This window comes from Actinoplanes sp. SE50/110, assembly GCF_900119315.1.
Classification (GTDB): Bacteria; Actinomycetota; Actinomycetes; order Mycobacteriales; family Micromonosporaceae; genus Actinoplanes.
Map to the genome: position 1 here is coordinate 7,825,420 of NZ_LT827010.1, position 16,914 is coordinate 7,842,333.

The 16,914-nt window shown below is 69.8% G+C and carries 11 protein-coding genes; 5 read left to right on the top strand and 6 right to left on the bottom strand.

Features of this window, described 5'->3' with window-relative positions; translation table 11 throughout:
* Nucleotides 1-2: 2 nt before the first annotated feature.
* Nucleotides 3-1,064 (bottom strand): S1C family serine protease, encoded by a 1,062-nt coding sequence (locus ACSP50_RS34895; protein WP_231956779.1) that lies wholly within the window; start codon nt 1,062-1,064, stop codon nt 3-5.
* A 94-nt stretch (nt 1,065-1,158) separates the two neighbouring features.
* Here ACSP50_RS34895 and ACSP50_RS34900 point away from each other — a divergent pair, with 94 nt between their 5' ends.
* The 4 genes from ACSP50_RS34900 (at nt 1,159) to ACSP50_RS34915 (ending at nt 7,111) form a co-directional block, all read left to right on the top strand.
* Complete coding sequence (locus tag ACSP50_RS34900; protein ID WP_043512793.1) at nt 1,159-2,460, top strand: ribonuclease D; 1,302 nt, start codon at nt 1,159-1,161, stop codon at nt 2,458-2,460.
* Between the two features lie 386 nt (nt 2,461-2,846).
* On the top strand, nt 2,847-4,043 hold the full coding sequence (locus ACSP50_RS34905) for a thiolase family protein (RefSeq protein WP_014694034.1): 1,197 nt from the start codon (nt 2,847-2,849) through the stop codon (nt 4,041-4,043).
* On the top strand, nt 4,040-6,103 hold the full coding sequence (locus tag ACSP50_RS34910) for a 3-hydroxyacyl-CoA dehydrogenase NAD-binding domain-containing protein (protein ID WP_014694035.1): 2,064 nt from the start codon (nt 4,040-4,042) through the stop codon (nt 6,101-6,103). The genes ACSP50_RS34905 and ACSP50_RS34910 overlap by 4 nt, the downstream gene beginning before the upstream one ends.
* A 99-nt stretch (nt 6,104-6,202) precedes the next feature.
* Nucleotides 6,203-7,111, top strand: a complete 909-nt coding sequence (locus tag ACSP50_RS34915) for a hypothetical protein (protein WP_014694036.1) — start codon at nt 6,203-6,205, stop codon at nt 7,109-7,111.
* Here ACSP50_RS34915 and ACSP50_RS34920 read toward each other — a convergent pair.
* Nucleotides 7,108-8,340: a cell wall metabolism sensor histidine kinase WalK gene (locus ACSP50_RS34920; RefSeq protein WP_014694037.1), complete on the bottom strand. Its 1,233-nt coding sequence runs from the start codon at nt 8,338-8,340 to the stop codon at nt 7,108-7,110. The two genes, ACSP50_RS34915 and ACSP50_RS34920, sit on opposite strands and share 4 nt — an antisense overlap.
* Nucleotides 8,337-8,999: a response regulator transcription factor gene (locus ACSP50_RS34925; protein ID WP_014694038.1), complete on the bottom strand. Its 663-nt coding sequence runs from the start codon at nt 8,997-8,999 to the stop codon at nt 8,337-8,339. The genes ACSP50_RS34920 and ACSP50_RS34925 overlap by 4 nt, the downstream gene beginning before the upstream one ends.
* A gap of 461 nt (nt 9,000-9,460) precedes the next feature.
* Here ACSP50_RS34925 and ACSP50_RS42820 point away from each other — a divergent pair, with 461 nt between their 5' ends.
* The gene (locus ACSP50_RS42820; RefSeq protein WP_014694039.1) at nt 9,461-11,170 is read left to right on the top strand and encodes a hypothetical protein; all 1,710 of its coding nucleotides are present in this window, start codon (nt 9,461-9,463) and stop codon (nt 11,168-11,170) included.
* 1,042 nt (nt 11,171-12,212) lie between these two features.
* Here ACSP50_RS42820 and ACSP50_RS34930 read toward each other — a convergent pair.
* The 3 genes from ACSP50_RS34930 to dxs form a co-directional block, all read right to left on the bottom strand.
* A complete protein-coding gene (locus ACSP50_RS34930; protein WP_014694040.1) occupies nt 12,213-13,562 on the bottom strand; it encodes a PQQ-binding-like beta-propeller repeat protein in 1,350 nt (449 codons plus the stop codon).
* Between the two features lie 67 nt (nt 13,563-13,629).
* Nucleotides 13,630-14,937 carry a PQQ-binding-like beta-propeller repeat protein gene (locus ACSP50_RS34935; protein WP_014694041.1) on the bottom strand — a complete coding sequence of 436 codons (1,308 nt, stop codon included), beginning with the start codon at nt 14,935-14,937 and terminating at the stop codon, nt 13,630-13,632.
* Nucleotides 14,938-14,985: 48 nt separating this feature from the next.
* Nucleotides 14,986-16,908 (bottom strand): 1-deoxy-D-xylulose-5-phosphate synthase, encoded by a 1,923-nt coding sequence (gene dxs / locus ACSP50_RS34940; protein ID WP_014694042.1) that lies wholly within the window; start codon nt 16,906-16,908, stop codon nt 14,986-14,988.
* Nucleotides 16,909-16,914 lie beyond the last annotated feature (6 nt).

Genomic DNA, 16,914 nt, shown 5'->3' on the forward strand with positions numbered 1-16,914 from the left:
TGTCAGCAGACGTCGAACAGGGCGCAGACGGTGGCGATCGGGATGCCGAGGCCGATGCCTTCCGCGTCGCGGGCCTTCGCGGTGGCCAGCGCCACCACCTGACGGTTGGCGTTGACCACCGGGCCGCCGGAGTTGCCCGGGTTGATCGGAGCGTCGAACTGGATGGTCGGCCCGTCCGCGTCGTTCTCGCGGAACGCGCTGATCACGCCGGTGGTGACGGTGTCGTCGAGGCCCAGCGGGTTGCCCAGCACGACGATCTGCTGACCGGCCTTGACCTTGGTGGTGGCCACCTTGATCGGCTTGATGGTCTTCTTGGCGACCAGCAGGGCCAGGTCCTTGGTCTCGCTGACCTTGACGATGGTGGCGCTGATCCGGGTGCTGCCCTGCTCCAGCTGGACGGTCCGGGTGCCGGCCTTGTACACCGACTCGACCACGTGGAAGTTGGTGAGCAGGTTCGCGGTGCCGCTCTTCGCCTTGGTGCCGACCGAGAAGGCGGTGCCGGTGAAGTCGCCGGCCCGGACCCGGTAGACGCTGGGCAGGGTGGCGGTGGAGATGCCCTCCGGGTCGAACACGCCGGTGAGCGACTTCTGCAGATCCGCGCTGTGGTTCTGCTCGCTGCTGACCGCGGCGGCCAGGTCGTTGCTGCTCTTGATCACGGATTCGATCCGGTACGCCTGCCAGCCGATGACCAGCAGCAGGAGGACGACCAGGCCGATCACGACCGGCCGGGCCTTCGACGCCGTGGGCTTCGCCGGCACCGCTTCGTAAGCCGGGGCGGGCGCCTCGAAGCGCGGCGGCTCCTGCCACTGCGGGCGCGGCTCCTCGAAGCGCGGCGGCTCCTGCCACTGCGGGCGCGGCTCCTCGTACCGCGCCTGCTCCGGCCACTGCGGATGCTCCTGCGGCCACCGCGGCTCCGGCGCGGCCGGCTCCCAGCGCTGGTACTGACCGCCCCAGGACTCCTCGGCGCGATGGCGGCGCGGCTCGGGGGTGAAGGGCTCGTAGGTGGCGGTCATCCGCACGGCCTCCCGGGTGGTGTCGGCGTGGCACCCGGGTATACGGAGCAAACCGCGCAATGGTTGAACCCGGAAGTCGATCGAGAATCGGCGCGCCGGGACCCGGCTGCGCACGGCAGGGGGGCCACCCCCGTACGGTTACGGAGTGACCGACGAAACACCCCTGCGCCGTCGGGACGCGCCGGAGTCAGCAGGGGACGGACCGCACGCCGTGCCGCCCGACCCGAGTTCTGGCGGTTCCGAGGCTGTTCCCCTGACGGCGCCCCGCGATGGCACCCCCGCCCCGGTGGAGAGCGCCGACGGCCTGGCCGAGGTGGTGGCCCGGATGGCCGCCGGCTCCGGCCCCGTCGCCGTGGACGCCGAACGCGCCTCCGGCTACCGCTACACCCAGCGGGCCTACCTGGTGCAGCTGCGCCGGGCCGGGTCCGGCACCGTGCTGATCGACCCGCTGCCGCTGGACGACCTGCGCACCCTGGACACCGCCCTGGCCGACACCGAGTGGGTGCTGCACGCCGCCAGCCAGGACCTGCCGTGCCTCGCCGAGCTGGGGATGAAGCCGCGCCGGCTGTTCGACACCGAGCTGGCCGCCCGGCTGGCCGGGTTCGAGCGGGTCGGCCTGGCCGCGCTCACCGAGCACCTGCTCGGCTACTCGCTGGAGAAACACCACTCGGCGGCGGACTGGTCGACCCGGCCGCTGCCGGAGTCCTGGCTGACCTACGCGGCGCTGGACGTGGAACTGCTCACCGACCTGCGCGACCTGCTCGCCACCGAACTGGACAAGCAGGGCAAGGCCGGCTGGGCAGCCGAGGAGTTCGCCTCGCTGGTGGCCAGCGCCGACCGGCCGCCCCGGGTCCGGCCCGACCCGTGGCGCCGCACCTCCGGCATCCATCGGGTGCGAGGTGCGCGGGCGCAGTCCCGGGTCCGCGCGCTGTGGTACGCGCGGGATGCGATCGCCGCCCGGAAGGACTCGGCGCCCGGCCGGGTGCTGCCCGACTCGGCGATCGTCGCCGCGGCCGAGGCCGATCCGAAGGATGAGCGGACCCTGCTGGCCATCCCGGGCTTCGGCGGGCGTTCGGTCCGCCGGCTGGTCAAGACCTGGCTGGACGCGCTGGACCAGGCGCGGGCACTGCCGGACGACGCGCTGCCGGTGAACCAGCCGGTGGAGGGGCCGCCCCCGCCGCACCGGTGGGCCGAACGGGATCCGATCGCCGCGGCCCGGCTGGCCCGCTGCCGCCAGGTGGTGGTCGGCACCGCGGAGACCTACCGGCTGCCCCCGGAGAACCTGATCAGTCCGGACTTCATCCGCCGGCTGGCCTGGTCGCCGCCGGACGAGGTCTCGGCGCAGACGGTGAGCGACACGCTGCGCGGCTTCGGTGCCCGCAACTGGCAGGTCGGCCTCATCGCCGGCCAGCTCGCCGGCGTCCTGCCCGCCCCCTTCACCGACTGACCATCTTGCGGTCGCGGGTCTTGTGCTCTGACCGCGACCACCCACGGAAACTGGAGAGCTCCAGAACCACGAGGGTCGTGCACTGACCGCGACCACCCACGGACGTCGCCCTCTCGGTCTGAGCGTTCTGGGCGCGCAGCGCCCTGCTCGGATCGGGAGGGTCCCCGCGGGAGCGGCGATCCGGACCCCGGCGGACGTAGGCACAAAGCTCCTGGAAATTGATCTTTATCTTCTTCCCGGAAACTCTCCGGCCACGCCTCGCCTGGCCGATGGTGAGGCTCGCGGAAACGGCGCTGTGACATTTCGGCACGGGCCTGGCACCCGCTAGTTACTGGCGAGTAGCATTCTTCACACATTTGGGTTCACGCCCGCATTGGAGGCTTGCTGTGCCCCGTGAAGTACGCGAGGTCGTCTTCGTCGACGGCGTCCGCACCCCGTTCGGCAAGGCGGGCGGCATGTACGCCGAGACCCGCGCCGACGACCTGGTGATCCGCTGCATCCGAGAGCTGATCAAGCGGAATCCCCAGCTCCCCACGGACCGGGTGGACGAGGTCGCGATCGCGGCCACCACCCAGACCGGCGACCAGGGCCTGACCATCGGCCGGACCGCCGCCCTGCTGGCCGGACTGCCCAAGACGGTTCCCGGCTACGCCGTCGACCGGATGTGCGCCGGCGCGATGACCGCGGTGACCAACGTCGCCGGCGGCATCGCGATGGGGGCGTACGACATCGCCGTCGCCGGTGGTGTCGAGCACATGGGCCGGCACCCGATGGGTGAGGGCGCCGACCCGAACCCGCGGATCCTGACCGAGAAGCTGGTCGACCCGTCCGCCCTGGTGATGGGCGCGACCGCGGAGAACCTGCACGACCGGCTGCCGCACATCACCAAGGAGCGCACCGACCTCTTCGCGCTCAACTCGCAGCTCAAGGTCGCCAAGGCGTACGCCAACGGCAAGCTGCAGCCGGACCTGGTGCCGGTCGCGATCCGCTCGTCCGAACTGGGCTGGGGCCTGGCCACCGTCGACGAGGCGCCGCGCGAGACCTCGCTGGAGAAACTCGCCACGCTGAAGACGCCGTTCCGCCCGCACGGCCGGATCACCGCGGGCAACGCGGCCGGTCTCAACGACGGCGCCACCGCGGCGCTGCTGGCCGACGAGGCCACCGCCCGCGAGCTCGGCCTGCCGGTCGCGATGCGGCTGGTGTCGTACGCCTACGTGGGTGTCGAGCCGGAGATCATGGGTTACGGCCCGATCCCGTCGACCGAGAAGGCGCTGAAGAAGGCCGGCCTCACCATCGACGACATCGGCCTGTTCGAGCTGAACGAGGCCTTCGCCGTGCAGGTGCTGGCCCTGCTGGACCACTACGGCATCGCCGACGACGACCCGCGGGTCAACCCGTGGGGCGGCGCGATCGCCGTGGGCCACCCGCTCGCCTCCTCCGGCGTGCGCCTGATGACCCAGCTCGCCCGGCACTTCGAGGAGCACCCCGAGGTCCGGTACGGCATGAACGCGATGTGCATCGGTATCGGCATGGGTGGCACCGTGATCTGGGAGAACCCGAACTGGGAAGGCTTCAAGAAGTGATCGAGAACCCGAACGAGGTAGTGACCAAGGCGCTGCTGCGTTCCGTCCGGGTACCCGGGCTGGACAAGCCGGCCGCGCTGATCACCCTGGACAACGGCTTCGACCACAAGAAGCCGAACAGCTTCGGCCCGGCCGGGCTCCAGTCGCTGGACGAGGCGATCACCGGGGCTCTCGCGGCGGACCCGGCGTTCATCGCGGTCACCGGCAAGCCCTACATCTTCTGCGTCGGCGCGGACATCACCGGCATGCCGCTGCTCTCCTCCCGGGAGCAGGCCGTCGAGCTGGGCGAGCTGGGGCACCGGGTGTTCGCCCGGCTCCGGAACAGCACCATCCCGACCTTCGCGTTCGTCAACGGCGCGGCGCTCGGCGGCGGCCTCGAGGTGGCGCTGCACTGCCACTACCGCACCGTCTCCTCCGGCGCGACCGCGCTCGGCCTGCCCGAGGTCGCGATCGGCCTGATCCCCGGCTGGGGCGGCTCGCAGCTGCTCCCGAACCTGATCGGCATCGCCGGCGCGGCGCAGGTCATCCTGCAGAACCCGCTGACCCAGAAGGTGCTGCGCCCGAAGCAGGCCAGGGAGCTGGGCGTCGCCGACGCGCTGTTCGAGGCCGCCGACTTCCTCGAGGACTCGCTGGCCTGGGCGGCCGGCGTGGTCAAGGGCGAGGTCACGGTCGAGCGCCCGGAGATCGACCGGGACATGTGGGACGGCGTGCTGTGGTTCGCCAAGAACCAGCTCGACGAGAAGCTGCACGGCGCGGTCCCGTCCGCCAACAAGGCTCTGGAGCTGCTGGCTCTGGCCAAGGAGGCGACGTTCGAGGACGGCACCGCGGCCGAGACCGAGGCGCTCGCCGACCTGATCATGGGTGACGAGGCCCGCGCCAGCCTGTACGCGTTCGACCTGGTCCAGCGGCGCGCCAAGCGCCCGGTCGGGGTGCCGGACAAGTCCCTGGCGCGCAAGGTCACCAAGGTCGGCATCGTCGGCGCCGGTCTGATGGCCTCCCAGCTCGCCCTGCTGTTCCTGCGCCGCCTGCAGGTCCCGGTCGTGCTCACCGACCTGGACCAGGAGCGGGTCGACAAGGGCGTGGCGTACGTCACCGGCGAGATCGACAAGCTGGTCGGCAAGCGCCGCCTGGACGAGGGCACCGCGGCCAAGCTGCGCGGCCTGATCAGCGGCTCGGTCGACAAGTCGGTGTTCGCCGACGCCGACTTCGTGATCGAGGCGGTCTTCGAGAACCTCGACCTGAAGAAGAAGATCTGGGCCGAGTTCGAGACCATCGTCAAGCCGGAGGCGATCCTCGCCACCAACACCAGCTCGCTGTCGATCACCGAGATGGCGGCCGGCCTGCAGCACCCGGAGCGGGTCGTCGGCTTCCACTTCTTCAACCCGGTCGCGGTCCTGCCGCTCCTGGAGATCATCCGCGGCGAGCAGACCGACGACGCGACGCTGGCCACCGCGTTCGCCGTGGGCCGCGAGCTGAAGAAGTCCTCGGTGCTGGTCAAGGACGCCCCGGCGTTCGTGGTCAACCGGGTGCTCACCCGGTTCACCAGCGAGGTCTTCAAGGCGGTCGACGCCGGCACCCCGCTCGAGGTGGTGAACGAGGCGTTCGACCCGATGGGCCTGCCGATGCGCCCGATCGCGCTGCTCCAGCTGGTCGGCCCGGCCGTGGCGTACCACGTCGGCGAGACCCTGCACCGCGCCTTCCCGGAGCGGTACGTGGACAGCCCCAACCTGAAGCGGATCGTCGACGCCGGCCTGCCGCTGCTGGTCGACGACGAGATCAACGCCGACGTGGTGAAGCTGCTCGAGGTCGGCGACACCGTGCTCACCGGCGACGAGGTGCGGGCCAAGGCCCTCGCCGCGCTGGCCGAGGAGATCCGGATCATGCTGGACGAGGGTGTCGTCGCCGAGGCGCAGGACATCGACCTGTGCATGATCCTGGGCGCCGGTTACCCGTTCCACCTCGGCGGAATCACGCCGTACCTGGACCGGAGCGGTATCGCGGAGCAGATCACCGGTCAGCGTTTCCTGCCGAACGGGCTGGCGGACGTTCGCCGGTCCTGACCGATTTCCGACGCCCCCGCCCGTAACCCGGGCGGGGGCGTTATTTTGTCACACCGGGCCGATAGGCTGCGGCGCGTTCCCTCAACTTGGAGTTAGTCGATGTCGCAGGACCCCTACCCGGGCCAGCCGTTCCCCGGCGTGCCCAACCCGAACGTGCCGCCCCAGGAGGGGTTGCCGCCGACCCAGCCGTTCCCGGGCGCCTACCCGCAGCCCCAGCAGCCGGCCTACGGCCAGCAGCCGCCGCCCTATGGGCAGCAGCAGCCGGCTTACGGCCAGCAGCCGCCCGCCTACGGTCAGCAGCAGCCGGCCTACGGTCAGCCCGCCTACGGCCAGCCGCAGCCCAGCTTCCCGCCGATCCCGCCCGCGCCGAAGAAGTCGAAGGCGCTGCCGATCACGCTGATCTCGATCGCCATCGTGCTGGTGCTCTGCGTCGGCGGCGTGGTCGCGATCAACCTGCTCGCCAAGGACGACAAGTCCAAGGGCACCGCCACGGCCACCAGCACCTCGTCCACCAAGGCCACCGAGGGCGGCGCGGCCAAGCCGGCCGCCGACATCACCGTCGTCGAGCCGAAGACACTGGGCGGCCGGCCGAAACTCACCACCGCCGAGTTCGCCACCATCACCAAGACCATGCAGGAGGGTCTGAAGGACGGCTACCCGGGCGCCACCAAGTCGCTCGGCGCGTTCTACGGCACCCCGGTGAAGAAGAACATGGTGATGACGATCGCGGTGGCCGCGCCGATCTCCGACCCGGAGCTCGAGCTCGACCGCAACTTCACCAGCATGAGCACGACCGGCTTCTCGGCCGAGCACATCACCGCGGTGGACACCGGCTCGTTCGGTGGCTCGGCCAAGTGCGGCGACGGCAAGGTCTCCTCGGTCCCGGTCGCCGTCTGCGCCTGGTCCGACTCGGGCAGCGTCGGCATGCTCGTGTGGTACTACACGTCCAAGAGCGCCGCGGAGAAGCAGTTCCCCGCGATCCGCGCCGAAATCGAGAAGGTCGGCTAGCTCCGGCCCCTCGGCACGCTGGCGGTCGCCGCCACCACCGGAGTGGTGTCGGCGGCCGGCAGCGAGACGGTGACCTCCAGGCCACCGTCGGCCAGCGCGATCGCCGACACCGTGCCGCCGTGCGCGTCGCAGACGGCCCGCACGATCGACAGGCCCAGGCCGGAGCCCCGCGACCCGGTCCGCTCCCAGCCGCCCCGGCGGAAGGGCTCGAACAGCCCGGGCACCTCGGCCTGCTCCACCTCGTGCCCGGTGTTGCCGACGATCAGCCGCGCCTGCCCGTCCACCGAGACGGTGCGCAGCCACAGCCGGCCGAGCAGGTGGTTGTACCGGATGGCGTTCTCGATCAGGTTGCCGGCCAGCCGGTCCAGCAGACTCGGGTCGCCCACCACCGGGGCCGCGGCCAGGTCCGTGGTGACCTCCAGCCGCATCCGCTCGGCCTCCTCCTTCACCGCCGACAACGCGTTGTACACGCTGGTGGCCAGGTCGGCCGGCACCTTGCGGACCAGTCGCCGGCCGGACTGCGCCTCCGAACGGGCCAGCACCAGCAGCGCGTCGACCAGCCCGTTCGCCCGGCTGGAGGCGTCCCGGACGACCCGGGCCATCCGGCGGTACTCGGCCAGGTCGGCGTCCGGGTCGCTGAGCGTCACGTCGATCTCGGTGCGCATCACCGCGAGCGGGGTGCGCAACTCGTGCGAGGCGTTAGCGACGAACCTCTTCTGCGACTCGAACGCGCCGGCCAGGCGGTCCAGCATCGCGTCGAAGGTGCGGGCCAGCTCGGCCACCTCGTCGTCCGCCCCGGCATACCGGATCCGCTGGTCCAGCGTCTCCTCACCGAGCCGCTGCGCGGTCTGGGTGACCTGGTGCAGTGGCCGCAGCGCCCGGCGGGTCACCAGATAGCCGCCGGCGATCCCGATGATGCTGATCGCCACCAGCGCGCTCAGCCCCTTGACCAGCAACTGGTCGGAGGCCTCGTCGATGGTCTCGGTCTGCCAGGACCGGGCCTCCCGGGTGGTGCCGTCGTTCAGCGTCACACTCGACCCGACCCGCAGCCTGTCGGCCGGGTGCAGCGGCTCGTCGACCAGCAACCAGGCCAGCACCACCAGCACCGCGCCGGCGGCCACCAGCAGGATCCCGTTCAGCAGGGTGAGCCGCAGCCGCAGGGTGGGCCGGGCCAGCCGGCGCAGGAAGCTCTCCCGGTGCTGGACCGGCTGCCCCTGATAGACGGTCATGTGGTCACGACCCGGTAGCCGGCCCCGACCACCGTGTCGATCAGCGGCGGATCGCCCAGCTTCTTGCGCAGGGTCATCACGGTCACCCGGACCGTGGTGGTGAACGGGTCGGTGTTCGCGTCCCAGACCCGCTCCAGCAGTTCCTCGCTGGAGACCACCGCGCCGCTCGCCTTGAGCAGCACCTCCAGCACCCCGAACTCCTTGTTGGTCAGATCCACCGGGGTCTCGCCCCGGGTGACCGCCCGGCGGCCCGGATCGAGCACCAGGTTGCCGACCGTGAAGACCGGCGGGGCGGGCGGGGTGGCCCGGCGGCCCAGCGCCTGCACCCGGGCCACCAGTTCGTCGAAGGCGAACGGTTTCGGCAGGTAGTCGTCGGCGCCCAGTTGCAGGCCCTCGACCCGGTCGGCGACCGAGGCGCTGGCGGTCAGCATCAGCACCCGGGTCAGCGCACCCGAGTCGACCAGGGCCGCGCAGATCTCGTCACCGGACATGCCGGGCAGGTCCCGGTCCAGCACCACCACGTCGTACCGGGTGACGTAGGCCATCTCGTGGCCCTGTGCGCCGTCATACGCGACGTCGACGGCCATCCCGTGCCGCCGCAGCCCGCGGGCGATCGCGTCGGCCATCGTCCGCTCGTCCTCCACCACCAGCACGCGCACCGCAGTTCCTCCATCAGACGAGGGCGTACGTGCAGGCTACAAGGGCGTGTCTCGAAAGCAGGTGATAGCCACTTGCAAATGATCTTGAGAGTTAGGACTCTCTGGCAGCGCGCCGCGAGTTGGTCGTAGCGGGTCGCGCTTGCCGGGTGGCTCCCTCTCCTTCCGAAGCCGCTAACCATCGGGCATCGGCCGTACGGACACTTTCGAGCATCTGACCACCCCGAATAACGGCGCGGAAAAGAGCCTTCCTCAAGCGGCACCAAACCGACGGATTACATGGTCAACACTTAAAAACGAAGACACTGGCTATGCACCCATCCGAATGAAAATCAAGGGACTTTCCACACTATGCCCGCTTTGCCTCTTCTTGCGCCTGCCGGTCGTCAATACGCCAAGTAGTTGATTGATCCCATAACGCTATCGCGATAGGAATATTCGACCGGCCGGAGGGAGCGCACGCGGTGAATCTCGACACCAAGCCCAAGAGGATCGCTTATGCGCTTCTTGTAATCGCCGCCCTGGTGCTCGGATGGATGGCGATCTTCGACGGGCCGTTAGAGGAAATGCCGGGTCCGGCGCAAGCAACCTTGCGTTTCTTCTTCGGCATCGTCGCCGCCCTGCTTGCTGCCGCGCTGATATTCGTGGCCTGGCCGCAAAGACTGGGCGGCGGCCCCGGCAGGCCCAAGCCGGACAACCCAGGCGACAATGCGCTCGATGACGAAATCCAACGCAGCATTGCCGCCGTGGCAGCCAAATACAAGGACAATCAAGCCAAGGTACTTTTCAGTAAATTGCTGCTCGACAATAGACTTCTTGTCAGAGCCTACGACGAGATTCAACTACTAGATCAAAGTCTAGCATGTCAGACGTCTATAGATTACGCCCTGGACCGCACCTTTACGCCCTCTACGCAGGGATCATCGCTGATACCCGTTCCCGTGATCGAAGCTCGCAAGGGCACACTTCTGGATTCCTTCGAAGTTGTTTCAGCGGACGACGCTGTCGTTCCCACTCTGCCGCAAAGCGAGACTCGGGGCCTGCTAGCGCATGCAATAATAGCCTGCTACAGCAAAGCTTATAACGTGTCCTTGGACGAGCTACTCGACCGCTCCAAAAGGCCTCTCGCTCTAAATGCGCTTCTGAGAATGGTTTATAGGCGCGGGCGCGCATCGGACCAGGCGTCTGAGCAGGAGTTTCGCGGCATCGTGAGCGGGGTCATCCTGACGAGTACGCCTGCGGCGAGGCGATTCGGCAGTCGACTGGAGCAGCTGTGCACGTATTATTCCCGACATTACTTGGTAGCTGTGGACGTGCCCGTTGACGCCCCCACCAATAGGGTTCATCTCCAGTATCGCCAGACATTGCCCATTTATGGCTTGGTGGCAAATTTCAGGGAACGGGTGCGGGTGCGGTGCGGCCTTCTTCCGTACAAATTCAAAATTCCCATGCCATTGATCTACCGCGCAGCTTCGTACCACTTCTCCATGAGAGGCACTTCCGGGCAATATGTCGCCAATCACGAAGTGGTGCATACCGCGAAGCAAGAGTTCCTCCGAGCGGAAGACATGGAGGGCCGCTATGCTGCCTGCTATCTCCGGCTTCGATATCGAACCGGCCTCCCTTACGCTCGATTGTATTCTCGCGGATTCGCCCGCATCGACGCGAAATCCCAGGACCCACTAGCCTCGATCGTTGAATTCGCCGAGGTCCCTCCAGGCGCCCTTGGAGGCGTGGCTCGTGTTGCCATGGTGACTACAGCACTCGTGGCAGTTTTTGCATTCTTGCGACCCAGCGTTACCGAGGTCTCGTCCGATGCGGCAGCTCTCCTTCTCGCGGCACCCGCCGCGATGGCCGCCTGGGTGGGATACAGTATGGAGCGCGTCCGTCAATCTTCATTAGCAACATATGTCGGATTGGCCATTACCCAATTCGTTTCGGTTGCGAGTGCGATGCTCTATATCCTAGAACGTCGCCAGCAGGCGTGGGCAGAAGCTCATCTGACACTTCATGATCAGGGGGTAGTCGGGATCTGGACTCTTCCTGATGTGGACGCTGGCTGGCTATTGTTAGGGTTGGTGGGAGGCGTCACGGCTGTCAGCTTGATCGTCCTACGCACAGTCAGGACGCGAGTCTATCTCCGTGAAGTCGCTCATTGGAATGACATCGCTTAGAACGCGTTGCTGATCCGAAGATCCTCCGTTGCCCGAAGGGTAAGCATGCCGTGAATGCAATCCGTGATCTCCTCGCCAACCGCCAGAAGCGACAGGCACCGAAGATCCCGGCGCAGCGAGGAAGACCAGACAGGATCCCGGAGAGCGCTGTGCAACGAGAGTTCGATACACCAGGACCGCTTGAGCCGGGAATGGTTTTTGCTTTTCGCTCGGAGGCTGACCCCAGAGAAGCTTCAGCGGTAAGGCCGACCATGGACGACAGTGAACGCGAGGAGTTCTACAGAGCTCTTCAGGAAGAATCAGACGCCGCAGATCTCTGTTACACCGAGCAGTCTCTCTAAACGTCTATTGATATCCTCTTGTGAGGAGAACGTGTCTCACACGACGCGTTGTCACGCCCAGAGCAACTACCGGCGCGGCCAGCGTGGACGCCCTATTTCAAACGAACGTTCGAATGAGTGGCCGTCCGAGTGCACAACTGATGAGCGTTGACGACTCATCGCAATGAAGCAGTGCGGCTCCGTCGAACCTGGAACAGGCGACCATTCCGCTGTTGCTAGAAGAGCAGGGAGCCGGGCGCCCCGTTGCATTCGGACATCCCAGTGTCGCCGGCCGCAGCCGGTCAGGCGAATTATGAGCGCCGTTCTGGCCCGCTGGATGGAGCCCAACGTCCACGCCCTACCCGCGCGCCATGAACAATGTCGGTGGACACGAAATCCGTCGCCGAAGACCGCGGTGATGAGGACGGCGCCGGCTGGCCGGCTTTCCTGGCTCACTCACCGGGCGAGGCCCGCCCGGTCGTCACCGCCCTGGTCGGCGACGACCCACAGGTAAGGTGTCTAGCCAGATACCAGCTGATCGCCCTGTCCGACCATGTGGTTCGTCCACCGAGACGATGACGATCAAGCAGGAAGAGCCTGCTGCGCCGCGTCTCAAGATGTCCCCACCAGCCGACCATCGAATTGGCTCCGAGACTGTCGAGGAGCGTCCGCGCACTTCGACCCCGCAAGCCAGGTCACGCCCGGAAGGGCGGCCGTGCGACTCAGATCCGGTACGCCCAGAGCCGCAGTCCCTCCGGGGAGCGGCAGGCCAGATAGTGCCCGTCCGCGTCGCAGTCGCCCAGCCGGACCCCGGCCGAGCCCAGCTCGCGGACCGCCGCGTGGCCGGGGACCACGGCGGCGAACGCCTGCCCGCCGTGCCCGTCCCGGCGGCGCAGCAGCAGCGGCGCGTCGGCCGCCCCGGCCACCGGTGCCGACCAGCCGTCCAGATCGACCGCGGTCGCCCCGGTGTGCGGGTCGGTGAGCCGGACCGGTTCACCGGAGGCGGCGTCGGTCTCCAGCACGTACCCGGCGCGGATCGCCAGGTCGACGTCCTCCCCGGTCCGCCAGCGGGCCTGCCCGGTGCCCGGATCGAGCACCCGCAGGTTGCCGTGCCCGCCGTCGCAGAGCACCCCCTGGCAGTCCGCCGGGTCGGCGACCAGATCCGGCACCGGGCGCGACCAGAGCCGCTGCAGGGTGCGCGCCCGGTACGCCACCTGCCGGCCCGGGTTCTGATAGCTGACCAGGGCGACGTCGCCGAGCAGCGCGCCACCGGCCGGCCCGTGCCCGGACAACCGGGGCAGGTCGGCCTGGCGCACCGGCTCGCCGGTCCGCCCGGAGACCAGGCTGAGCCGGGCCGACGAGGTGATCAGCACGGCCGGGTCCGGCCCGGGCACCTGGTCGACCGTCACCGCGCCGCCCGGCGCGACCGTCCACACGGTGTGCCCGTCGGCCAGGTCCAGGCCGCGGACGTCGGTGCGCAGCGGCGGCTCGGTGTGCGGCTCGCCGGTCGCCGAGAAGTAGAGCGGGCCCGGGGCGCCGGACGCCTGGTCGTACACCGTGCCGGCGCGGAACACCCGGTCGACCGTGACGCCGATGCCGCTGCCGGCCAGCACGGTCACCGCGATCGGCGACGACCAGCGGATCCGGCCGGAGGCGGCGTCGACCGCGGTGGTGGCCACCCCGGCGGTCAGCAGCGCGACGTCACCGGCCGGACGGACGGTCACCGAGGACGGCGGGACCACACCCGGGCCGGCGCCGACCGGGGCGCGGACACTCCACAGCCGCCGCGGCGGGTCGTCCGTGCTCCAGGCGGTCACCACCGGATCAGCGCCGGCCGTGCCCACCGTGTACACCCGGCCGCCGGCCAGCTCGATCGGCCCGTCCGGGGCGAGCGGCGAGGTGATCGCGCCGAGATAGCGCCAGCAGATGCCGGCCGCGGGCACGGCGCCACCCAGCACGGTGAGCAGGACCAGGGCAAGCAGGAGGCCGCCACGCCGATAGGCGCGGATCGGGGGACGCGCGGCACGCGGCGGGCCGGGCGGGGCGACGCGGTCCAGATCGATCAGGGCCACCGCACACCCTTTCCCCGGTACGTCGTGCTTTCACGACTTCCTGATACGGCTTTTCCGGCCCACCGGATCAGCGCGCACCGGCCGTCTCGTCGTAGGACCACACCACCAGTTCACCCGCCGCGGAACGGCAGACCAGCCGGTCCGGAGCGGCCTCGCACCCGCCGGTGCCGGGCGGCAGGCCGGCGATCGTGCGCAACCGCCCGCCGACCGGGTCGGCGACCGCGACCATGGTACGCGCGCCGTCCGGCACCGCCCGGATGACGAGCAGGCGGCCGGCCCGATTCGCCCCGGCCAGCGGACGCCATCCGGTCAGGTCGGTCAGCACCCGGCCGGTCGCGCTGTCCACCAGGGCGGCCGGCAGCGCGCCGTCGGCCTCCCGGTAGGCGAGCAGGCTGGTGCCCCGCTGCTCGACCGCCTGCCAGCCGCGCTGCGCCCACCGCTGGTCCCCGGTGGCCGGGTCGACGGCGCGCACCCCGCCCCCACCGAGCAGACAGGCCAGCAAACCGCACGGGCGGACATCGAGGGTGCCGTCGGCCTCCTCGGTCCACAGCGGGCGCAGGGTGAGCGGGTCGTACGCGGAGACCTCCATCCCGGAGACGCCCGGATGCCGCAGCAGCACCGTGCCGCCGGCCACCACCGGGTTGTCCGGGCCGTAGTTCGCCGACGGCAGCTCCCGGGTGGCCAGCACCCGGCCGTCCGCCACGTCGTGCAGGACCGCCGTGCGGTCGTCGCGGACCACCAGCATCCGGGCGCCGGCGTCGGACGGGCCGGGCACCCCGAGAACCACCGCGGTGGACGGCACGCGGACCCGCCAGCGGGTGTCCCCGGTGAGCGTGTCCAGCACCTCGATCAAACCCTGCACCCGGCGGCCGCTGCCGGACAGGCTCCGGGTGCCGGTCACCGCGATCAGCGCGTCACTGCCCGCGAAGGTGATCACGCTGCGCGGATTGACCCACTGCCGCTCGCCGGTGGCCAGCGAGATCGCGGTGGTGCCGGCCGCCGCGCCGCCGATGGTCCACGGCTGCATGAGCAGCATCCCGTCGCCGGTGCGCAGCCGCAGGACCGGGGTGGACCGGCCGGCCCGCCAGCTCAGCGCCCCGGAGGTCAGGTCGTAGGCGGTGACCACGTCGCCGGTCTGGGTGACCAGGCGGCCGGCCGCGGTGATCAGATACGGATCGGCCGGGCCCATCGGGATCCGCAGCAGCGGGGTGAACGGGGGTTTCGGCGGGGCGGCCGAGGCGCTGGAGCTGATCAGCAGCAGCAGGGCGAGCAGCACCGGGGCGAACCACTGCGGGACGGTGGCCCGCCGGGGTCGCTCGTAGGACTCCGGAACCCCCCGGTCGAGACCGAGGTCGATGACCGTCTCCGCACCCATCCGTCAAAGATAACGGTTGAATAACGGAGACGCTCGCCACCGCGTCGGTCAGATCGCCGGGGCCGCCACCGACGTGCCGGCGTCCAGGCCGGACACCCAGCCGGTCACGTCCCGCGCGACGTCCTGCGCGGTCAGACCCAGCGAGGCGAGGATCTCGGCCCGGGTGCCGTGCGGGTGGAAACCGGCCGGCACGCCGAAATCGCGCAGCGGCACGTGCACCCCGGCGTCGCGCAGCGCGGCGGCCACCGCGTCACCGACACCACCGGCGCGGATCCCGTCCTCCAGGGTCACCACCAGGCGGTGCTGGGCGGCCAGGCCGGTCAGCTCGATCGGCACCGGGCGCACCCAGCGCGGGTCGACCACGGTCACGCCGTACCCCTGCTCGGCGAGCCGCTCGGCGGCGTCCAGCCCGAGGCCGACGAACGAGCCGACCGCGACCAGCAGGATGTCCTTCTTCTCCGCCTCGCGCAGCACGTCGACCTGACCGACCCGGCGCACCGCCGGGGTGTCCGCGGCGACCGCACCGGTCGGGAACCGCACGATGGTCGGGCCGTCGTCGACCGCGACCGCCTCGCGCAGTTCCTCGCGCAGGGTGGCGGCGTCCCGCGGGGCGGCGATGCGCAGGCCGGGGACGGCGCCGAAGACACTCATGTCCCAGATGCCGTAGTGGCTGGGGCCGTCCGGCCCGGTGATGCCGGCCCGGTCCAGCACGAAGGTCACCGGCAGCCGATGCATCGCGACGTCCAGCAGCACCTGGTCGAAAGCGCGGTTCAGGAAGGTGGCGTAGACCGCCACCACCGGGTGCAGGCCGCCCATCGCCAGGCCCGCGGCGCTGGTCGCGGCGTGCTGCTCGGCGATGCCCACGTCGTACGCCCGGTCGGGGTACTTCTTGGCGAGAGCGGCGATGCCGGTCGGCTCGGCCATGGCGGCCGTGATGCCCACCACGTCGGGGCGTTCGTCGGCGATCTTCACCAGCTCCTCGGCGAAGACCTTGGTCCACTTGAGCGACGGCTTGGCGGTGAGCGCGCCGGTCTGCGGGTCGAAGGCGCCCGGGCCGTGCAGGCAGTCCGCCTCGTCCTGCTCGGCGGGACGGTAGCCGTAGCCCTTGCGGGTCACCGCGTGCACGATCACCGGCGCGTTGAACCCCTTGGCCCGGCGCAGCGCGGACTCCATCGCCTGCTGGTCGTGACCGTCGACCGGCCCGATGTACTTCAGGCCGAGGTCCTCGAACATCGGCTGCGGGCTGACCGCGTCCTTGATCCCGCGCTTGACCGCGTGCAGCACCTCGAAGACCGGCTTTCCGACCAGCGGGGTCGAGCCGAGCGCGTCCTTGACCAGGTCGAGCACCTTCTCGTAGCCGGGGTTGAGCCGCAGCGTGGAGAGGTGGTCGGCCAGGCCGCCGATCGTCGGCGCGTACGACCGACCGTTGTCGTTGACGACGATGACCAGCCTGTTCTTCGTGGCGGCGATGTTGTTGAGCGCCTCCCAGCACATGCCGCCGGTGAGCGCGCCGTCGCCGACCACGGCCACCACGTGCCGGTCCTCGCCGCGCAGCGCGAACGCCTTGGCCAGGCCGTCGGCGTAGGACAACGCGGTGGAGGCGTGCGAGTTCTCGATGAGGTCGTGCTCGCTCTCCGCCTGGCTCGGGTAGCCGGTCAGGCCACCCCGCTGGCGGAGCAGGTCGAAACCGTCCTGCCGGCCGGTGACGATCTTGTGCACGTACGCCTGGTGGCCGGTGTCGAAGAGGATCTTGTCGCGCGGCGAGTCGAAGACCCGGTGCATGGCGAGGGTCATCTCGACCACGCCCAGGTTCGGTCCGAGGTGCCCCCCGGTCTTCGACACCTTGGCCACGAGGAAGTCACGGATCTCGGCCGCGAGCAGGGTCAGCTGCTCCGCGGACAGTCGCTTGAGAGCACCGGGACCGGTGACGCTCGCCAGCAGGCCGGCCGGGGTCGAAGGGGAGTCGCTCATGAGGGA

Coding starts and splice junctions, on each gene's coding strand:
- ACSP50_RS34915 (WP_014694036.1), top strand. CDS start 6,203: ATGTCGCAGGACCCCTACCCGGGCCAGCCGTTCCCCGGCGTGCCCAAC.
- ACSP50_RS34920 (WP_014694037.1), bottom strand. CDS start 8,340: ATGACCGTCTATCAGGGGCAGCCGGTCCAGCACCGGGAGAGCTTCCTG.
- ACSP50_RS34935 (WP_014694041.1), bottom strand. CDS start 14,937: ATGGGTGCGGAGACGGTCATCGACCTCGGTCTCGACCGGGGGGTTCCG.
- dxs (WP_014694042.1), bottom strand. CDS start 16,908: ATGAGCGACTCCCCTTCGACCCCGGCCGGCCTGCTGGCGAGCGTCACC.